The organism is Acuticoccus yangtzensis (assembly GCF_001927245.1).
Taxonomy (GTDB): domain Bacteria; phylum Pseudomonadota; class Alphaproteobacteria; order Rhizobiales; family Amorphaceae; genus Acuticoccus; species Acuticoccus yangtzensis.
Genome location: NZ_MJUX01000001.1, coordinates 1,048,804 through 1,064,760 on the forward strand (window position 1 = coordinate 1,048,804; position 15,957 = coordinate 1,064,760).

15 protein-coding genes and 1 pseudogene are annotated in these 15,957 nt (G+C 69.5%); 7 read left to right on the top strand and 9 right to left on the bottom strand.

Going from position 1 to position 15,957, the window contains the following annotated elements; translation table 11 throughout:
• Positions 1-306 precede the first annotated feature (306 nt).
• The 4 genes from yihA to rpmH form a co-directional block, all read right to left on the bottom strand.
• A complete protein-coding gene (gene yihA / locus BIX52_RS04620; RefSeq protein WP_425426667.1) occupies positions 307-1,041 on the bottom strand; it encodes a ribosome biogenesis GTP-binding protein YihA/YsxC in 735 nt (244 codons plus the stop codon).
• Positions 1,042-1,103: 62 nt separating this feature from the next.
• Positions 1,104-2,966, bottom strand: coding sequence for a membrane protein insertase YidC (gene yidC / locus BIX52_RS04625; protein WP_075219751.1), 1,863 nt, complete (start codon positions 2,964-2,966; stop codon positions 1,104-1,106).
• Positions 2,966-3,340 (bottom strand): ribonuclease P protein component, encoded by a 375-nt coding sequence (gene rnpA / locus BIX52_RS04630; RefSeq protein ID WP_075219752.1) that lies wholly within the window; start codon positions 3,338-3,340, stop codon positions 2,966-2,968. The genes yidC and rnpA overlap by 1 nt, the downstream gene beginning before the upstream one ends.
• Positions 3,337-3,474 (bottom strand): 50S ribosomal protein L34, encoded by a 138-nt coding sequence (rpmH, locus tag BIX52_RS04635; RefSeq protein ID WP_075219753.1) that lies wholly within the window; start codon positions 3,472-3,474, stop codon positions 3,337-3,339. Before rpmH ends, rnpA begins: the two co-directional genes overlap by 4 nt.
• A 483-nt stretch (positions 3,475-3,957) precedes the next feature.
• On the opposite strand from rpmH, the gene BIX52_RS04640 reads away from it, so the two are divergent.
• From BIX52_RS04640 to ychF, 7 genes and pseudogenes are all read left to right on the top strand, one after another.
• On the top strand, positions 3,958-4,662 hold the full coding sequence (locus tag BIX52_RS04640; protein ID WP_245803106.1) for a TVP38/TMEM64 family protein: 705 nt from the start codon (positions 3,958-3,960) through the stop codon (positions 4,660-4,662).
• Complete coding sequence (locus BIX52_RS04645; protein WP_245803107.1) at positions 4,659-6,098, top strand: dihydrolipoyl dehydrogenase family protein; 1,440 nt, start codon at positions 4,659-4,661, stop codon at positions 6,096-6,098. Before BIX52_RS04640 ends, BIX52_RS04645 begins: the two co-directional genes overlap by 4 nt.
• Before the next feature lie 76 nt (positions 6,099-6,174).
• A complete protein-coding gene (locus BIX52_RS04650) occupies positions 6,175-7,629 on the top strand; it encodes a sensor histidine kinase (protein WP_083549414.1) in 1,455 nt (484 codons plus the stop codon).
• A 124-nt stretch (positions 7,630-7,753) separates the two neighbouring features.
• Entirely contained in the window at positions 7,754-8,227 is a 474-nt protein-coding gene (locus BIX52_RS04655) for a BLUF domain-containing protein (protein ID WP_075219755.1), read from the top strand.
• A gap of 240 nt (positions 8,228-8,467) precedes the next feature.
• Positions 8,468-9,133, top strand: coding sequence for a 50S ribosomal protein L25/general stress protein Ctc (locus tag BIX52_RS04660; RefSeq protein WP_075219756.1), 666 nt, complete (start codon positions 8,468-8,470; stop codon positions 9,131-9,133).
• Between the two features lie 28 nt (positions 9,134-9,161).
• A pseudogene (pth, locus tag BIX52_RS04665) lies at positions 9,162-9,722 on the top strand (aminoacyl-tRNA hydrolase); the annotation flags it as partial.
• Between the two features lie 252 nt (positions 9,723-9,974).
• Complete coding sequence (gene ychF / locus BIX52_RS04670) at positions 9,975-11,072, top strand: redox-regulated ATPase YchF (RefSeq protein ID WP_075219757.1); 1,098 nt, start codon at positions 9,975-9,977, stop codon at positions 11,070-11,072.
• Positions 11,073-11,328: 256 nt separating this feature from the next.
• Here the strand turns inward: ychF and ruvX are convergent, their stop codons facing one another.
• From ruvX to BIX52_RS04695, 5 genes are read right to left on the bottom strand one after another with little or no spacing between them, the layout of a single operon-like run.
• Positions 11,329-11,835: a Holliday junction resolvase RuvX gene (ruvX, locus tag BIX52_RS04675; RefSeq protein WP_075219758.1), complete on the bottom strand. Its 507-nt coding sequence runs from the start codon at positions 11,833-11,835 to the stop codon at positions 11,329-11,331.
• Positions 11,832-12,542: a polysaccharide deacetylase family protein gene (locus tag BIX52_RS04680; protein WP_075219759.1), complete on the bottom strand. Its 711-nt coding sequence runs from the start codon at positions 12,540-12,542 to the stop codon at positions 11,832-11,834. Before BIX52_RS04680 ends, ruvX begins: the two co-directional genes overlap by 4 nt.
• A complete protein-coding gene (locus BIX52_RS04685) occupies positions 12,530-13,648 on the bottom strand; it encodes a glycosyltransferase family protein (RefSeq protein WP_075219760.1) in 1,119 nt (372 codons plus the stop codon). The genes BIX52_RS04680 and BIX52_RS04685 overlap by 13 nt, the downstream gene beginning before the upstream one ends.
• Before the next feature lie 9 nt (positions 13,649-13,657).
• The gene (locus BIX52_RS04690; RefSeq protein ID WP_075219761.1) at positions 13,658-14,734 is read right to left on the bottom strand and encodes a glycosyltransferase family 4 protein; all 1,077 of its coding nucleotides are present in this window, start codon (positions 14,732-14,734) and stop codon (positions 13,658-13,660) included.
• Positions 14,734-15,954 (bottom strand): glycosyltransferase, encoded by a 1,221-nt coding sequence (locus BIX52_RS04695; protein ID WP_075219762.1) that lies wholly within the window; start codon positions 15,952-15,954, stop codon positions 14,734-14,736. The genes BIX52_RS04690 and BIX52_RS04695 overlap by 1 nt, the downstream gene beginning before the upstream one ends.
• Positions 15,955-15,957 lie beyond the last annotated feature (3 nt).

The following is a 15,957-nucleotide window of genomic DNA, read 5'->3' on the forward strand; positions in this document are numbered from 1 at the left end:
GGAATCCCCTGCCGATTCACTCTGAGCGCGAAGCGCTCTAGCGTCGACTGCCGGACACTTGCGGCGACAGCCGGGACCAGAGGCATTGGGCGCTTGTCGTCATCCGCGAGGCCTGCCGAACGGGCGTGCCTGCCACATGCCGGAGGCTGACGGTGATGTGCGGCGGGTGCGGACCGCCATGGACATCGTGGGTGCGTCGCGGGACGGATGTCATGCGCCTTTCGCGCGGCCCGGCCGAACGGCCCCGTATTGCACCCGAGTCCGGTCCGGGTGGCCCACCCAAGCCTGCGCGGCGCTCCCGTGGGATCAGCCGCGCTCGGCGGTGAGGGTGGCGATGGCGGCGCGCAGCTCGGGGATGCCGTCCATCTTGGCGGAGGATGTGAGGAGGATCTCGGGGTGCGCGGCGGGGCGGCGGCGCAGCGCGTCCTCGGCCGCCTTCAGCGAAGCGGCCTTGGCGGACCCGGCCTTGTCGGCCTTGGTGAGCACCACCTGGTAGCTCATCGCCGTCTCGTCCATCACGCCCATCGCCTCGATGTCGACGGGCTTGGGGCCGTGGCGCGCATCGATCAGCAGGTAGACGCGGGCAAGGTTGGGGCGGCCGCGCAGATAGTCGAAGACGAGCGCCGTCCAGGCGGCGACCTCGGTCTTCGGCGCCTTGGCGTAGCCATAGCCCGGCATGTCGACGATGGCGGGGCCGACCCCGTCCGAGCGGGCGAAGATGTTGAGGGCGCGCGTGCGGCCGGGCGTGTTCGACGAGCGCGCGAGCTGCTTCTGGCCGACCAGCGCGTTCAAAAGCGAGGACTTGCCGACGTTGGAGCGCCCGGCGAAGGCGACCTCCACGGGACCGGAGGCCGGCAGGTGTTTGATGGAATGGCAGGCGCGGGTGAAGACCCACTCGCCCGCGAAGAGCAGGCGGCCGGACTCCAGCGCTTCGGCACGCGCCTCGTCCTCGGGCGAGGCAGGCGCGTCGGCGGAAGGGACCGCGTGCGCCGCCTGTTGGGATCCGGCGGACAGGTCGGCGCCGCGCGGCCCTGCAGGCAACGCGGCGTCATCCTGCGGCGAGGGGGGCGTGGCCGCCCCCGCCGACTTATGATCGGACGGGCTCAGGTGGCGCTCTTCTTCTTGTCGCCGCGTTTGAACAGCGACGCGATGTTGCCCCACAGCTCCACCTTCACCCCGTGGCGGCGCATGATCACGTATTGCTGCAGCACCGACAGCGAGTTGTTCCACGCCCAGTAGATCACCAGACCCGCCGGGAAGGAGGCGAGAAGGAAGGTGAAGAAGATCGGCATGATGTTGAAGATCATCGCCTGAGTCGGATCGGGCGGCGCCGGATTCATCTTCATCTGGAGCCACATGGTGATGCCCATGATGAGCGGCCACACGCCGATCGCCAGGAAGGAGCCGATCACCGGAACGGCGGACGGATCATAGGGAATGAGGCCGAACAGGTTGAAGACCGACGTCGGATCCGGCGCGGACAGGTCGGTGATCCAGCCGAAGAAGGGCGCGTGCCGCATTTCGATCGACACGAACAGCGTCTTGTACAGCGAGAAGAAGACGGGGATCTGAATGAGGATCGGGATACAACCGGCGAGCGGGTTCACCTTCTCCTTTTTGTACAGCTCCATCATTGCTTGCTGCTGCTTGACGCGGTCGTCCTTGTACCGCTCCTGCATCTGCTTGATCTTGGGCTGCAGCGCCTTCATCTTAGCCATGGAGGTGTAGGCCCGCTGGGCGAGCGGGAAGAACACCAGCTTGACGAGAACCGTGGTGATCAAAATCGCCACGCCGAAGTTGCCGACGATGCCCTGGATGAAGTCCAGCACATAGAACATCGGCTTGGTGATGAAGTAGAACCAGCCCCAGTCGATCATGAGATTGAAGCGGTCGATCGACAGCGTGTCCTCATAGGACTGGATGAGCTTGGTCTCCTTGGCGCCGGCGAAGACACGGGCGGTCGCCTCGACGGTCGTGCCCGGCTCCACGGTCACTGCATCCGCCAGATAATCCGCCTGATAGGCCGGAAGGTTATTCTGCGTGCGGTAGAGGAAGCGCGGGTTGAAGGTGGTCCCAGGGTCCGGGATGATCGCCGTCGCCCAATATTTGTCGGTGATGCCGAGCCAGCCGGAGCCGGAGCGCGGCAGGTTGTTCGTCCCGCTCTCGGCGACGTCGCCGTAATTCTCCTGGACGAGGCCTTCGTCGCCCATCACGCCGAGGAAGCCCTCGTGGAGGATGAAGTAACCGGACGTCTCCACCTCACCTTCGCGGCGCACGCGGCTATAGGGATGGAGCGCGACGGTTGCCTCGGTGGTGTTCTCCACGCTCTGGACGGTGGTGAACATATAATGCTCGTCCACCGAGATGGTGCGGCGGAAGATGAGGCCGGCCCCGTTGTCCCAGCTCAGGGTGACGGGGGTGTTGGGGGTGAGCGTCTCGCCCTCGGTCAGCGTCCACACGGTGGACGAGGTCGGCACGGCGACATCCTGCCCGGACCCCGGCACCCAGCCGGTCTCGACGAAATAGGGATCGCTCGTTCCGGTCGGCGCCAGCAGCACCACCTCGTCCGACGATTTGTCGGGGGTGACGTGGTAGTCCTTGAGCTTCAGGTCGTCGAGCCGGGCGCCGGCGAGGTTGATGGAGCCGTCGACGCTGGGCGTCTCGATCGGCACGCGCGGCGCCTCGGCGATGGCCGCGGCGGCGGCGCCGGGGGTGGCCGGCTGCGTCACGGCGCCATCGGCCTGCGGGGCGGACGGAATGTCGCTGCCGGATGCGGCGGAGCCTGGCGCGGTCGTTCCCGGCGCGGCGCCGGGGGCGATCGTTTCGGACTGGGCAGCGCGGGTCTGCTGCTCCAGCTCCACCTGGCGCTGGGCCTCGAGCTGAGGCTCGATAAAGAAGAATTGCCACAGGACAATCACCGCCAGCGACAGGCCGATGGCGAGGAACATGTTGCGATTGTCGCCCATTACGCTCTCTTTCGGACCGGGGGTCGGTCGAGTTTTGCGCCCGCTGCGCCGAGCGCCTGTCTGAGCTCTTCACCGAGGTCGGCGAACGGCGCGCCGAGCGCGTCCCGGCGTGCCACGATCACATAGTCGGTGGCGCTGTCGAATTCATCAGAAAACTGAAACGCCAAAGCGCGCAGCCTCCGCTTGATGCGGTTGCGCACGACGGCGTTGCCGATTTTCTTCGTCACCGTAAAGCCGACTCGCGCGCCATCGGCTGCGGACTCGTCCGCGTCGCGGCGGCGGGCCTGCAGGGTGAATGTGGTTCGTTGAACGCGAATGCCTTTGGCGGCGGCCTTGAACTCAGCCCGCCGCTTCAGTCGTGCCGGACGGATCAGGCCGACAGCTTCTTGCGGCCCTTGGCGCGGCGGTTGTTGATCACCGCGCGACCGCCCTTCGTGGCCATGCGCGCACGGAACCCGTGGCGGCGCTTACGAACGAGCTTGGAGGGTTGATAGGTGCGTTTCGTCATATCCGCCTCGCTAAGCGACGGATGGTCGGCGCCGCGCCCGTTCTCAGCGCTGCCGCATCCCTCCCGTCGGAACAATGAAAAAGGGAGCGCACGGCCCCCTGACTCGTGCCTCTATAGGAATGCGGCGCGCGAGAGTCAACGCGGCCGCGAGGACACCGGGACGACGCATCCTCGCACATCCCCCGCCGCCGTGCATTCCCCGTACCTGTGCTTTGCGGGTCCCTTCACGCATCGTTGAGGCGGTGCACCTCGTCACGCCGCCTTCGGCCGACTAACTCTTGCGCACAGGTGTTGCGCCGAAAAGAGAGGACCATGGCGCCGATCAGCCCCCATTCCCCGCCCCACTCCGCCGCCTGCCTCACCGCGGCCGGTTCGGATGCGTCGTGTCCGAAACCTGCCGCACAGGGAAGCGCGGAGGCAAGCACGGCCGGATCGGACGGGCAACGCACGCGCAGGCGCCGCATCCTCTCCCGGCTTTGGCCCGTGGGGCTGGTGCTCGTCGCCATGGCCGCCTTTTATGCCGCGGGGCTTCACCGCTCCGTGTCGCTGGACGCCGTCATCGCCCATCACGAAAGGCTGGAAGCGGCGGTCAGCGCTCACTTTGCGGCCACCGCCGCCGCCTATTTCGCGCTCTATGCGCTCGCGGTGGCGGTGTCCTTCCCCGGCGCCAGCCTCGTCACCATCGTCGGCGGCTTCCTGTTCGGCCCGCTTGTCGGCACGCTTCTGACCGCAGTCGCGGCAACTTTGGGGGCGGGCGTTGTCTTCCTTGCCGCGCGCACGACGCTGGGCGGCATCCTGCGGCAGCGCGCCGGCCGCTTCGCCGCGCGCTTCGCCGACGGGTTCGCCGCCAACGCCTTCAGCTATCTGCTCTTTTTACGCCTTGTGCCGCTCTTCCCCTTCTGGCTCGTCAACGTCGCCCCCGCCCTCTTCGACGTGAAGCTGCGCACCTATATCGCCGCGACCGCGATAGGCATCCTTCCCGGAACGCTCGCCTATACGCTGGTCGGCGACGGGCTGGGCGGCCTCATCGAGGCGCAGGAGATGGCCAATCCGGGCTGCGCGGCCGCACGTACCTGCCAAATCGAGCCGGGCGCTCTCCTGACCCCGGGCCTCGTCCTCGCCATCGCCGCCCTCTCCCTCGCCGCCCTCCTCCCCGTTCTGGTCAAACGCCTGAGGCAGCGGCGATGACGGGGCACATGACGGGGCAGCGGGATGCGCCCGCGCGCTACGATATCGCGGTAATCGGTGCCGGGTCGGCCGGGCTCACCGTCGCCGCCGCGGGCGCCGCCTTCGGCCATAACGTCGTGCTGGTGGAACGCGGCGCGATGGGGGGCGACTGCCTCAACTCCGGCTGCGTCCCGTCGAAGGCGCTGATCGCCGCGGCGCGTGAGGCCTATACCGGCGCAGCCCTTCCCTTCGGCATCACCGCCCGCACCGAGGTCGACTTCGCCGCCGTCCACGCCCACGTTCACGACGTCATCGCCGGCATCGCACCGCACGATTCGGTGGAGCGGTTCGAGGGTCTCGGCGTCACCGTCCTCAAGGGCGAGGCGCATTTCACGGGGCCGGACAGCCTCGCCGTCACCACCGCCACCGGCACCCGCACGCTTCGGGCGCGGCGCTATGTCGTCGCCACCGGGTCGCGGCCGATCGTCCCGCCCATCGACGGCCTTGCCGACTGCGCGCCGCTGACCAACGAGACGCTCTTCGACCTCACCCGGCGCCCCGAGCGCCTCGCCATCATCGGCGGCGGGCCGATCGGCTGTGAGATGGCGCAGGCGATGGCCCGTCTCGGCGCCAGCGTCACCGTCATCGAGGGCGCCGCCATCCTGCCGCGCGAGGACCCGGAGGCCGCCGCCGTCGTCCGCGCGGCGATGCAGCGCGACGGGGTGCGGCTTCTGGAAGGGCGCACGGTCACCCGCTGCACCCGCGAGAGCACGCAAAAGACGCTGCATCTGTCGGACGGCAGCAGCGTCGACGCCGACGCCATCCTCGTCGCGGTCGGGCGCCGCCCCACGACCGACCTCGGCCTCGCCGAAGCGGGCGTGGCGATGGACGGCCCGGCGATCCGCGTCGACAGGTCGCTGCGCACCACGAACCGGCGGATCTACGCCATCGGCGACGTGACGGGCGGGCTGCAATTCACCCATGTCGCCGGGCACCAGGCGAGCCTTGCGGTGCGCGCCATCGTCTTCCGCCTGCCGGTTTCCTACGACCCGGCGGTGATGCCGCGCGCCACTTATACCAGCCCCGAGGTCGCCCAGGTCGGCGCCACGGAGGCCGAGGCGAAGGCGGCCGACCCGAAGGCGACCGCCTGGACCGCCCCACTCGAAGGCAACGACCGCGCCCGCGCCGAACGGGAGACCGAGGGCTTCGTGAAGCTCGTCCTCAGCGGCAAGGGCAAGCTCCTCGGCGCGACGATCGTTGCGCCGCACGCTGGCGACCTCATCGCCACCTATCAGCTGGCGATGGCGGCGAAGGTGAAGCCCTCCGCCCTCGCCTCCTTCACGCCGGCCTATCCCACCTATGCCGAAGCCGGGAAGCGCGCGGCCACGCTCTACTTTGGCGCGAAGTTGGCGCGGCCATGGGTGCGCCGCATTCTCACTCTGCTAAAGCGTTTGTGATGCCTTAACGCCACGCTTGCCCCTGCACGAACACGTTGAAACAACATTCGGATGGCACGCGCGCGAAGCTCAGCTAATGTCCGCGATCATGGCCATCGCGACGCATACGGAACGTGTATCGGCACGCGCATCGCTCGGGACGAAACTCCTCGTCCTCACGATATTGTTCGTCATGGTGTCGGAAGTCGCGATCTTCGTGCCGTCGATCGCCAACTACCGGCTGAACTGGCTGAACGACGCGCACCGCAACGCCTCCGTGGCCGCCGCCATCATCGCCGAGACGCCGAACGTGCCGGAGGGGCTGAAGCTGCGCCTTCTGACGGCGACCAACACGATCGCCATCTCCCACCGCGAGGGCAACCGGCGCCGCCTTCTCGCCATGGCGATGCCGCCGACCAGCGTCGACCGGCACATCGAACTTGGCAACGAGACCATCTTTCAGTCCATCGTCGCCGCCTTCGACACGCTGTTCGCGCCGAACGGGCGCATCATCCGCGTCGTCGCCATGCCGCCGGGTCTCGATGAAGAGGTGGACATCATCCTCGACGAGACCCCGCTGCGCCAGGCGATGCTGGCCTATTCCGGCAACATCCTCGCCCTCTCCCTCGTCATCTCCATGGTGACGGCGCTTCTCGTCTTCATGTCGCTCAGGTGGCTGTTCGTGAAGCCGGTGCGGCGCCTCGCCGATGCGATGATCGACTTTGCCGAGGACCCGGAGGACGCGCGCCGCGTGATCCTGCCCTCAGGCCGGCACGACGAGCTGGGCGAGGCGGAGCGCAGCCTCGCGGCGATGCAGCACCAGCTCGCCGATACGATGACCGAGCGGCGCCGCCTCGCCGAGCTCGGCCTCGCCGTCTCCAAGATCAACCACGATCTCAGGAACCTTCTCGCCTCGGCGCAGCTCTTCTCGGACCGGCTCGCCATGGTGCAGGACCCGCAGGTGCAGCGCATGGTGCCGAAGATCGTGCGCGCGCTGGACCGTGCCGTCGGCTACACCGGCGGCGTGCTCGCATACGGGCGCGCGGGCGAGGCGCCGCCCAGCCGCCGCCTCGTCGACCTAGCCCATCTCGCCGCGGATGTGGGCGAGCTTCTCGGCCTCGACACCCACCCGAGCATCGACTTCCGCATCATCGTCGACGACCGGATCGAGATCGATGCCGACCCGGACCAGCTCTACCGGGTGCTGATGAACCTGTGCCGCAATGCCATGGAAGCGTTGGAATCGAACTCGCACGACAGCGTGGTGCGGCGCCTCGCCATCGCGGCCGAGCGCTATGGGTCGGTGGTGCGCATCGTCGTCTCGGACACCGGGCCCGGCATTCCGGCGCGGGTGCGGGAGAACCTCTTCCAGCCCTTCAAAGGCAACGGGCGACGTGGCGGAACGGGGCTGGGGCTCGCCATTTCCGCCGAGCTCGTGAAGGCCCACGGGGGCACCTTGTCGCTGATCGACGCGGCGACCGGGGCGAGCTTCGAGATCATCATCCCCGACAGGCCGATCGACATCGCGGTTCGGCGCGCGGCGATCGCGTGAGTGCCTGCGGGCTGAGCACGCCTATTATTTGGCGGTCCGCCTCGCGAAATTTCGCCACACCTGCCCTACACTATAGATATTGAACGTGCGGCACACCGATCCTGCGGCACGCGGGGGGAAGCCGATGATCGAGCTTTGCTATACGAGCGTCGCGTGCCAGCCGGTGACGCGGGAGGGATTGCGCGACCTCCTGCGCTCGGCGCGAGAGCGCAACAGCGCCCTCGGCGTGACCGGACTGCTGGTCTATGACGACCACCGCTTCATCCAGATTTTGGAGGGCGAGGCGGAGGCGGTCTATGGGATCTATGAGCGCGTGAAGGCCGACCCGCGCCACACCGAGGTGGAACTGGTCTGTCAGGGCGCGATCGAGCAGGCGACCTTCGCCGGTTGGGCGATGGCGTTCGAATATCAGCCGAGCGGTGTGGAACGCCCCTCGGCGAGCGCCCTCCTCGCCAACTCCGCCGGCACCGACTGGAACGACGACGGCAGCACCGCTTTCGCGGCTACTGCTCCTCCGTCGTCCCCGGAGATGGATGAGGAGAGCGAGACCGCCTGCGCCCCCGACACCTGCGCGTTGGCCGGCGCCACCGCGGCCTGACCTTCGACCGCCGCGTTCGCGCCGCACACCTGACGACGCCCTGACGCCCCTGAAGACCACCGGCGCGGGGCGGCTTCGGCGGCGCCCTGCGGGACGCCTTTCCCTCCCGGCTCTTGCCATTCGCGGCCGGCGACCTTATACCCCGCACGCCCGCACCCCTGGAGGCGGGACGCGCAGCCATGCGCGGACGCCGGCGCCACATGGGCCTCCGGCGTCATTTTTACACCGAAGGAGAGTACGATGGCCGAAGGCTTCGAGCTGAAGGCCGAAGTGCGCGAACGGACGGGCAAGGGGGCCGCGCGCGCACTGAGGCGAACTGATATGATTCCCGCCGTGATCTACGGCAACAACGAGCCCCCGCTCGCAATCGCGATCCCCTGGAAGCCGACTTCGATGGCGCTCTATGCCGGCGGCTTCAAGACGCACGTCTGGTCGATCGACGTCGACGGAAAGACGATCCAGGCGCTCGCCCGCGACTATCAGCGTGATCCCGTGAAGGAGCGTCTGCTCCACGTGGACTTCCTGCGCGTCACGGCCCGCTCGCGCGTGACCGTCAACGTGCCGCTGTCCTTCGTCGGCGAGGACGAGTGCCCCGGCCTGAGCCAGCAGGACGGCGTCCTGACGGTCGTCGAGCACAGCCTCTCGGTCGAAGCCGGTGCTACGGCGATCCCCGAGCACATTGAGGTGTCGCTGGCCGGGCTCGAGATCGGTTCGAGCATCCATTCCTCCAGCCTCTCGCTGCCCGCCGGCGTGACGCTGACCAACGAGGAAGACTTCGTCATCGCCACGATCGCCGCGCCGGCGGCCGAGGAGATCGACGACGAGGCGCCAGAGGCCGATGAGGTCCCGACGACCGACGAAGACGCCGCCGAAGGCGACTCGGAGACCTCCGGGGACGCCGAGTAAGGACACGCGCGGACGGGAGACCCGAATGCTGCAACTCATCGTCGGCCTCGGAAATCCCGGCAAAGAGTACGCCATGAACCGCCACAATGTGGGGTTCATGGTGCTCGACCGTCTGCATGACCGCTGGCGTGGTGCGCCGTGGCGCACCAAGTTTCAGAGCGAGGTTGCGGAAGTCGTCATCGACGGCGTCCGCTGCCTCCTCATCAAGCCGATGACCTACATGAACAATTCGGGCCACGCCGTCGCCGAGGCCGCCCGATTCTACAAGGTCGAGCTCGACGATATCGTCGTCGTCCACGACGAGATCGACCTGCCCCCCGGCAAGTTCAAGATGAAGACCGGCGGCGGCACCGGCGGCCACAATGGCCTCAAATCCATCTCATCGCTGCTGAAGGACGGGTATCGCCGTCTGCGCATCGGCGTCGGCCATCCGGGCCGCAAGGAGCTGGTGCCGGGCTATGTGCTGAAAGATTTTCCCAAGGCGGACGGCGACTGGCTGGAGCCGATGCTGAGCGCGATGGCCGAGGAGGCCGCGCTGCTGGCGATGGGCGAGGACGCCAAGTTCGCCTCCAAGGTGCACCTGAGGCTTGGGCCCGCGGTAAAGTCCACAGGCGCCGCGAAACGCGCCCAGCGCGCCGCCGCAAAGGCCGAGGCGCAGGAGGCGGCCGCGCAAACCGCGCCGGCGGCCGAGGCGCCCAAGGGGGTTGCGGCCGATGCCCCAGCGCCGCATGCGCCTTTCGTCTCCGCCAAAGAGGCCGAGACCAAGGACGCCGACAAATCTTCGAGCCCGTTCGCGGCGCTCGCCAATCTTCTGCGAAAATAAGCCTCGGGAATTCTGACCATGGGTTTCAAGTGCGGCATCGTCGGGCTTCCGAATGTCGGCAAGTCCACGCTGTTCAACGCATTGACGAAGACGGCGGCGGCCCAGGCGGCCAATTATCCGTTCTGCACGATCGAGCCGAACACCGGCGACGTCGCTGTTCCGGACCCGCGCCTGACGACGCTCGCCGCGATCGCCAAGTCGCAGAGCATCGTGCCGACGCGTCTCACCTTCGTCGACATCGCCGGGCTGGTGCGCGGCGCGTCGAAGGGCGAGGGTCTCGGCAACCAGTTCCTCGCCAACATCCGTGAGACGGATGCGATCGCGCACGTCCTGCGCTGCTTCATCGACGATGACATCACGCACGTCGCGGGCGGCATCGACCCGATCGCCGATGCCGAGACGATCGAGACCGAGCTGATGCTGGCCGACCTCGAGAGCCTGGAGAAGCGGGCGACCAACCTGCGCAAGCGGGCGACCGGCGGCGACAAGGACGCAAAGTCCGAGGTCGAGCTGATGGACCGCGTGCTGGTGCTCTTGCGCGAGGGCCGTCCGGCGCGTGAACTGGAGCTGTCGCCCGACGAAGTGAAGCCGTTCAAGATGCTGAACCTCCTGACCGGCAAGCCACTGCTCTACGTCCTCAACGTGGACGAGGCGTCGGCGGCGACGGGCAACGAGCTGTCGCGCAAGGCGGCGGAGATGGCGGCCAAGCAGGGCGCTGCGTCGGTGGTCATCTCGGCCGGGATCGAGGCGGAGATCGCCCAGCTCGACGCGGACGAGCAGGCCGAATATCTGGAGACGCTCGGGCTGAAGGAGCCGGGCCTCGACCGTCTCATCCGCGCAGGTTACGGGCTTCTCGGCCTCATCACCTACTTCACGGCGGGTCCGAAGGAGGCGCGGGCCTGGACGATCCGCGACGGTACGCTGGCCCCGCAGGCGGCGGGCGTGATCCACTCGGATTTCGAGAAGGGTTTCATCCGCGCCCAGACGATCGCCTACAATGACTATGTGTCGCTGGGCGGCGAGTCGGCCGCCAAAGAAGCCGGCAAGGCGCGCGACGAAGGCAAGGACTACCGCGTCCACGACGGCGACGTCATCCTGTTCAAGTTCGCGAACTGAGGCCTCTCCCCTTCTGAGGATCGAGGCGGGGTCAAGCATCCACGCGGACCCACGCGCAGGCCGCCCTCTCCGGGGCGGGCGAGCATGGGGAGCATGGGTGCTTGACGCCGTCGCGATCCTCGACAGCCTTGCATCAGGTCTTCAGAGGGAGAGTGCTCTTCGCACTCTCACACTGAAGGCCTGCCCGTCGGCGAGACGGGGGGAGCGCGAGGGGGGAACGCCCTCGCTGAGGCAGTCCTGCGGGCAGGACGTCCGGCTAGTCGCCCGGCGCCTCGACCGCGGGACCGCCGGGCAGCGGATAACCCAGGGCACGAAGGCGGTCGAGTGCGCCCTGGAGGATGATTGACGCGGCCATCTTGTCGATAGATTCGCGGCGTTTGGCGCGGGAGGTATCCATCTCCAGCATGGCACGTTCGGCGGCGACGGTGGACCATCGCTCGTCCCAGGCGATCATCGGCCGCTCGTTCAATTTCAGCATATTGCGGGCGAAGTCGCGGGTGGCCTGGGCGCGTGGGCCGGACGATCCGTCCATATTCAGCGGCAGCCCCACCACGAACGCGGCGACGTTGTAGCGCGCGGCCATCGCCAGAAGCTCGGCCGAATCGGCCTTGAACTTCGTCCGGCGGATGGTGTGGAGCGGCGCTGAGATGCGCCACCCCTCGTCGGACACGGCAATGCCGATGGTCTTAGTGCCGAAGTCCAGCCCGAAGAGCGCGCCCTTGAGGTGGCCGATCTCTTCGATGGGGGTGAAGGGGCCGGTCATCGGGCGAAGAGCGCCGCGGCGTCGGTCCAGGCGGCGCCGGGGTGGCGCGCGACCAGGTGGACGAACTCTTTCACGAAGTCATGCACGGCGTCGGTCTCCACGGCGTGATGGGTGAGGAGGCCGATGGGGCCGCCCTGCCCGAGCGCACGGTCCACCATGTCGCACAAGGCGGCGTCGGTGGCGAGGCTTCGGTCGGTGCGCCAGGCGACGGGGTCGATGTGGGTGTCCACCCGCGTCAGTGGCGTGTGCGACGGGGCGGCACCGAACAGCGAGACGCCGGTGTAGCCGGCGGCGGCGAGATGGGGGGCGAGGTCGTCGCGCATGCGGTTCCAGGGCGGCACCACGGCGGGTACGAAATGCGCGACGTCCAGCCTGGCGCGAGCGGCGACGAGGGCGGCGGCGATGGCGTCGGCGGGCCGTGCGTCGCCCAGCTCGGCGGATTTGCCGGTGCGCTGATGGTTCGTGTGGGCGACGCCGTGCTGAAGAAGGTGGGCGCGCCCGGCGGTCCAGGTGAGCAGGCGGTCGGTGACACCGGCGGGGATGACGGCGAGCGCGATGGTGGCGCCGACGTCGGCCGCCAGCGCCATGGTGCGCTCCAGGCGCGGGCCGACGTCCACCGCGTCATCGTCACGCCACCAGACGGGGAGAGGCGTGCCGCGGTCGGCGGCGGCGTCGAAGGCACGGGCGAGGCGCGTCAGGGCCTGCATCGGGCCTCCTTGATCAAGATGTCGGCCGCGCCCGCCGCACCGGCGAGGTCGATGGCGGGGCGCGCCGGTGCCGGCCGGGCGAGCGCCTCGCGCACCGCGGTGGCGAGGACCGGTCCGCTGAGGTCCCGCTCGGCGACGACATCGGCGAGGCCGCGCGCGGCGAGGGCGCCGGCGCGGTCGGTCTGCTCCGTCTCGGCGTGGGCGGCGAAGGGGACGAAGATGGCGCGCACTCCGGCGGCGAGAACATCGAGCGCGGTATTGTAGCCCGCCTGACTGATCGAGAGTGCGGCGCGGGAGAGGAGCGCGCGGAAATCCGGCCGGTTCGGTTCAAGGGTGACGCAGGCGGGGGCGGCGGCACGCCAGGCGGCGGCGCGGTCCATCAGCCCCGGCGGCAGAAGGACGCGCCAGGGTGCCGGCGTTTGTGGCGCGGCGGCAATGGCGGCATCCACCAGCGCGGCGCCGACCGCACCGCCGCCGCAGGACACGACGACCTCCCCCTCCCCATCGGTTCCGGCGGAGGGTCGGGGCGCAGCGTGGACGAAGCCGGTATAGCGAATGAGATCGGCAAGGCCGTCCGCGGGGGGAAAGCTGTCGCCGAGGGTGACGAAGCGCGGGTCTGCGTGGACCAGGACGAGGTCGAAATGGGCGCGCGCCAAGGCGGCCATCGCCTCGGCCTTGGGGGCGGGCTTGCGGACGAGCACGTCGCGCACAGAGCTTGCGACCAGCGAGCGCGGCGCGGGAAGAGCCGCCAGAACCGGCAGGATCTCGTCCGCGAATTGCCGCCGCCCCAGCGGGAAGGTTTCGACGAGGAGGATATCGGGCCGCGTCTCGGCGACCACCGCGGCGAAGGCGTCGCGCCGTTCGGCGAGGACGGCGGCGTGGGGCCGCCCGTCCGGCGTGGCGAGCGCGGCGAAGGTGGCGTCGGCGGCGAGCACCGGGGTCAGCGTGACGGTGCGGAAGGCGGAGAGGTCCAGCACCGGCGGCGGCGGCGCGCCGAGCACCATCGTCACGTCGACGCCGCGGGCGGCGAGCGCCTCGCCAATGGCGGCGGCGCGCACAGTGTGGCCGGTGCCCAGAAGGTGCTGCACCCAGATGACGGCTTTCATGTCGATCCCTCAGCGCGCGGCGTTGCGGCGCGCGGCGGCGGCGATCAGCGCGTTGAGGCGCGCGAGGCCGGCATTGAGGTCGTTCTGGGCGGCGAAGGCCACGGCGCGGGCGCTGAAGGCGGTCAGGCGGTCGCGGTGGAAGAGCAGCTCCAGCGTGGCGGCGGCGATCGCGGCGGGATCGTCCGGCGTGACGAGGCGGCCGGTGCCGTTGTCCAGCACCACGTCGACCACGCCGCGGGTGCGCCCGGCGACGACGGGAAGCCCCGCCGCCTGCGCCTCCAGGAAGGTGAAGCCGAACGGCTCGTCGATGGCGGGCCAGACGAACAGCGAGGAGCAGGCATAAAGGTCGGCGAGCGCGTCCTGGCTCAGGAGGCCGATGAGGGTGCCGGGCGGGAAGAGCGGCTCCAGCGCGGCCCGCTCGGCCCCGTCTCCGGCGAGGGCGAGGCGCACGTCCGGCCGCCGCGCGCGCATGCGGGTATAGGCGGCGGCGAGGACGCGCACGCTGTCCGCCTTGCGCCCCGGCCGGAACATGGCCGCGGACACGATGGCGCCGCTGCGCGGTGTGCGCGCGCGGCGGAAGGGTTCGGTGTCGATGAAGGGGGGCAGGCTGCGCACCTTGTCGGGCGCGTGCGCGTAGAGCGCCTTGGCGTCGTGGGTGGTGACGGCGCCGAGCGCCCCGGCGGCGGCGAGCGCGTCGTCGGCGAGGGCGAAGCCGCGCGCCCACGGCCCCTCGGCGCGGCGCGGTGCCCTGCTCGGCTCGACGATGGCGAAGGGGAGCGCGAAGGCACGCGCCAGGGCGGGGCCGATGAGGTCCGGCGCCTTGTGGTAGTTGTGGTAGGTGAGCACCGCATCGGGCGGACCCTCGGCGCGCCAGCGGGCGGTGATGCGCTCCACCTCCTCGGCGGCAGCGGCCTCGATCTGCGGCAGATCCTCAGGCGTGCGGCACCAGGTGGTGAGCGTCGACGGCAGGTCCACCTCGTGCCCGCCTTTGGCGAGCGCGGCGCGGATCAGGCGCGCGAAGGTGCGGTCCCCGGAGGGCACCGGGTGGTCAGGCGGCTTCATCGGCGTGAGGAGCGCGATGCGCATCAGGCGGCGAGGCGCTGGCCCATCGTCTCGGCGAGGCGCGCGGCGATGTGGTCGATGCCGGGACCCGGCGAGAAGTGGCCGGCGACGCGCGCCTGTCCGGCACGGCCCATGGCGATGCGGCGTTGAGGGTCGGCGGCCAGCGCGGCGAGCGCGGCGGCGAGCGCCTTCGAGTCGCGCGGCGGCACCATCAGGCCGGTCGCGTCGGTGACGATCTCGGGCACGGCGGAGACCGCGGTGGAAACGACGGGAAGGCCCATCGCCATCGCTTCCATGATGACGTTGGGGAGGCCGTCGCGGTCGCCGTTCTTGGCGATGCGGCTCGCCAACACGAAGAGGCCGGCGCGGCGGTAGGCGGCGACCACCTCGTCGCGCGGGCGGGCGCCGAGGAAGGCGACGCGGTCCGCGATGCCGAGCCGCTCGGCCAGCGCCTGAAGCTCCGGCACCAGGGCGCCGCCGCCGATGTGCTCGAACCGCCAGTCACCCGACAAGGTGGCGAGCGCCTTCAGAACGTCGTCGAGCCCCTTCTTCTCCACCGCGCGGCAGACGGAAAGGATGGTGAGCGGCCCCTCCCCCGCCCGCGCGGCGTCCGCCCCCGCGAAGGGGGCGAGGTCGAGCCCGTGATAGACGAGGTCGACCGGGCGGTTCTTCGGCGCCAGGGCGTTCAGCACCGCGGTGTTGGCGGCGGTGCAGGTGGTGCCCCAGGCGGCATCGGCCATCTTCTCGGCGAGGTCCCAGTGGGGTGTCGTGTAGATGTCCTTGGCGTGGGCGGAGAAGGCGAAGGGGATGCCCGTCATCAGCGAGGCGTAGCGCGCGACGGACGCGGGCGTGTGCAGGAAGTGGACGTAGATGATGCCTGTGCCGGCCGGAAGCTCGGCCGCGAGGACGGCAGCCTGGCCCCAGCGGCGGCGGCGGCTGGCCGAGGCGTCGCGGGCGAAGTCGGCGCGGTAGGCGGCTTCCGCGCGGGCGTAGCCGGGCAGTCCTTCCGCGACGCGTCGCGCAGCCTTCACCCGCGTGGGATCGTCCTTCAGATATTCCGGCAGGTACATCACCGGCGCCTCGATCTCGCGGTGCACCTGGTGGACGATGCTTTCGCTCGGGTGGCGCAGGGAGACGATGGTGAGGTCGAGGCCGCGCTGCTCCAGCCCGCGGATCTCCTGGGCGATGAAGGTCTCCGACAGACGCGGATAGCCTTTGACGACGACGGCGACACGCTGTCCCATGCC

What these genes read in the sequence shown, in the direction of transcription:
- BIX52_RS04690 (WP_075219761.1), bottom strand. Translation starts at nt 14,734, where the DNA reads ATGCGCATCGCGCTCCTCACGCCGATGAAGCCGCCTGACCACCCGGTG.
- ychF (WP_075219757.1), top strand. Translation starts at nt 9,975, where the DNA reads ATGGGTTTCAAGTGCGGCATCGTCGGGCTTCCGAATGTCGGCAAGTCC.
- BIX52_RS04660 (WP_075219756.1), top strand. Translation starts at nt 8,468, where the DNA reads ATGGCCGAAGGCTTCGAGCTGAAGGCCGAAGTGCGCGAACGGACGGGC.
- BIX52_RS04650 (WP_083549414.1), top strand. Translation starts at nt 6,175, where the DNA reads ATGTCCGCGATCATGGCCATCGCGACGCATACGGAACGTGTATCGGCA.
- ruvX (WP_075219758.1), bottom strand. Translation starts at nt 11,835, where the DNA reads ATGACCGGCCCCTTCACCCCCATCGAAGAGATCGGCCACCTCAAGGGC.
- yidC (WP_075219751.1), bottom strand. Translation starts at nt 2,966, where the DNA reads ATGGGCGACAATCGCAACATGTTCCTCGCCATCGGCCTGTCGCTGGCG.
- BIX52_RS04685 (WP_075219760.1), bottom strand. Translation starts at nt 13,648, where the DNA reads ATGAAAGCCGTCATCTGGGTGCAGCACCTTCTGGGCACCGGCCACACT.
- BIX52_RS04680 (WP_075219759.1), bottom strand. Translation starts at nt 12,542, where the DNA reads ATGCAGGCCCTGACGCGCCTCGCCCGTGCCTTCGACGCCGCCGCCGAC.
- BIX52_RS04645 (WP_245803107.1), top strand. Translation starts at nt 4,659, where the DNA reads ATGACGGGGCACATGACGGGGCAGCGGGATGCGCCCGCGCGCTACGAT.
- rpmH (WP_075219753.1), bottom strand. Translation starts at nt 3,474, where the DNA reads ATGACGAAACGCACCTATCAACCCTCCAAGCTCGTTCGTAAGCGCCGC.
- BIX52_RS04655 (WP_075219755.1), top strand. Translation starts at nt 7,754, where the DNA reads ATGATCGAGCTTTGCTATACGAGCGTCGCGTGCCAGCCGGTGACGCGG.
- BIX52_RS04695 (WP_075219762.1), bottom strand. Translation starts at nt 15,954, where the DNA reads ATGGGACAGCGTGTCGCCGTCGTCGTCAAAGGCTATCCGCGTCTGTCG.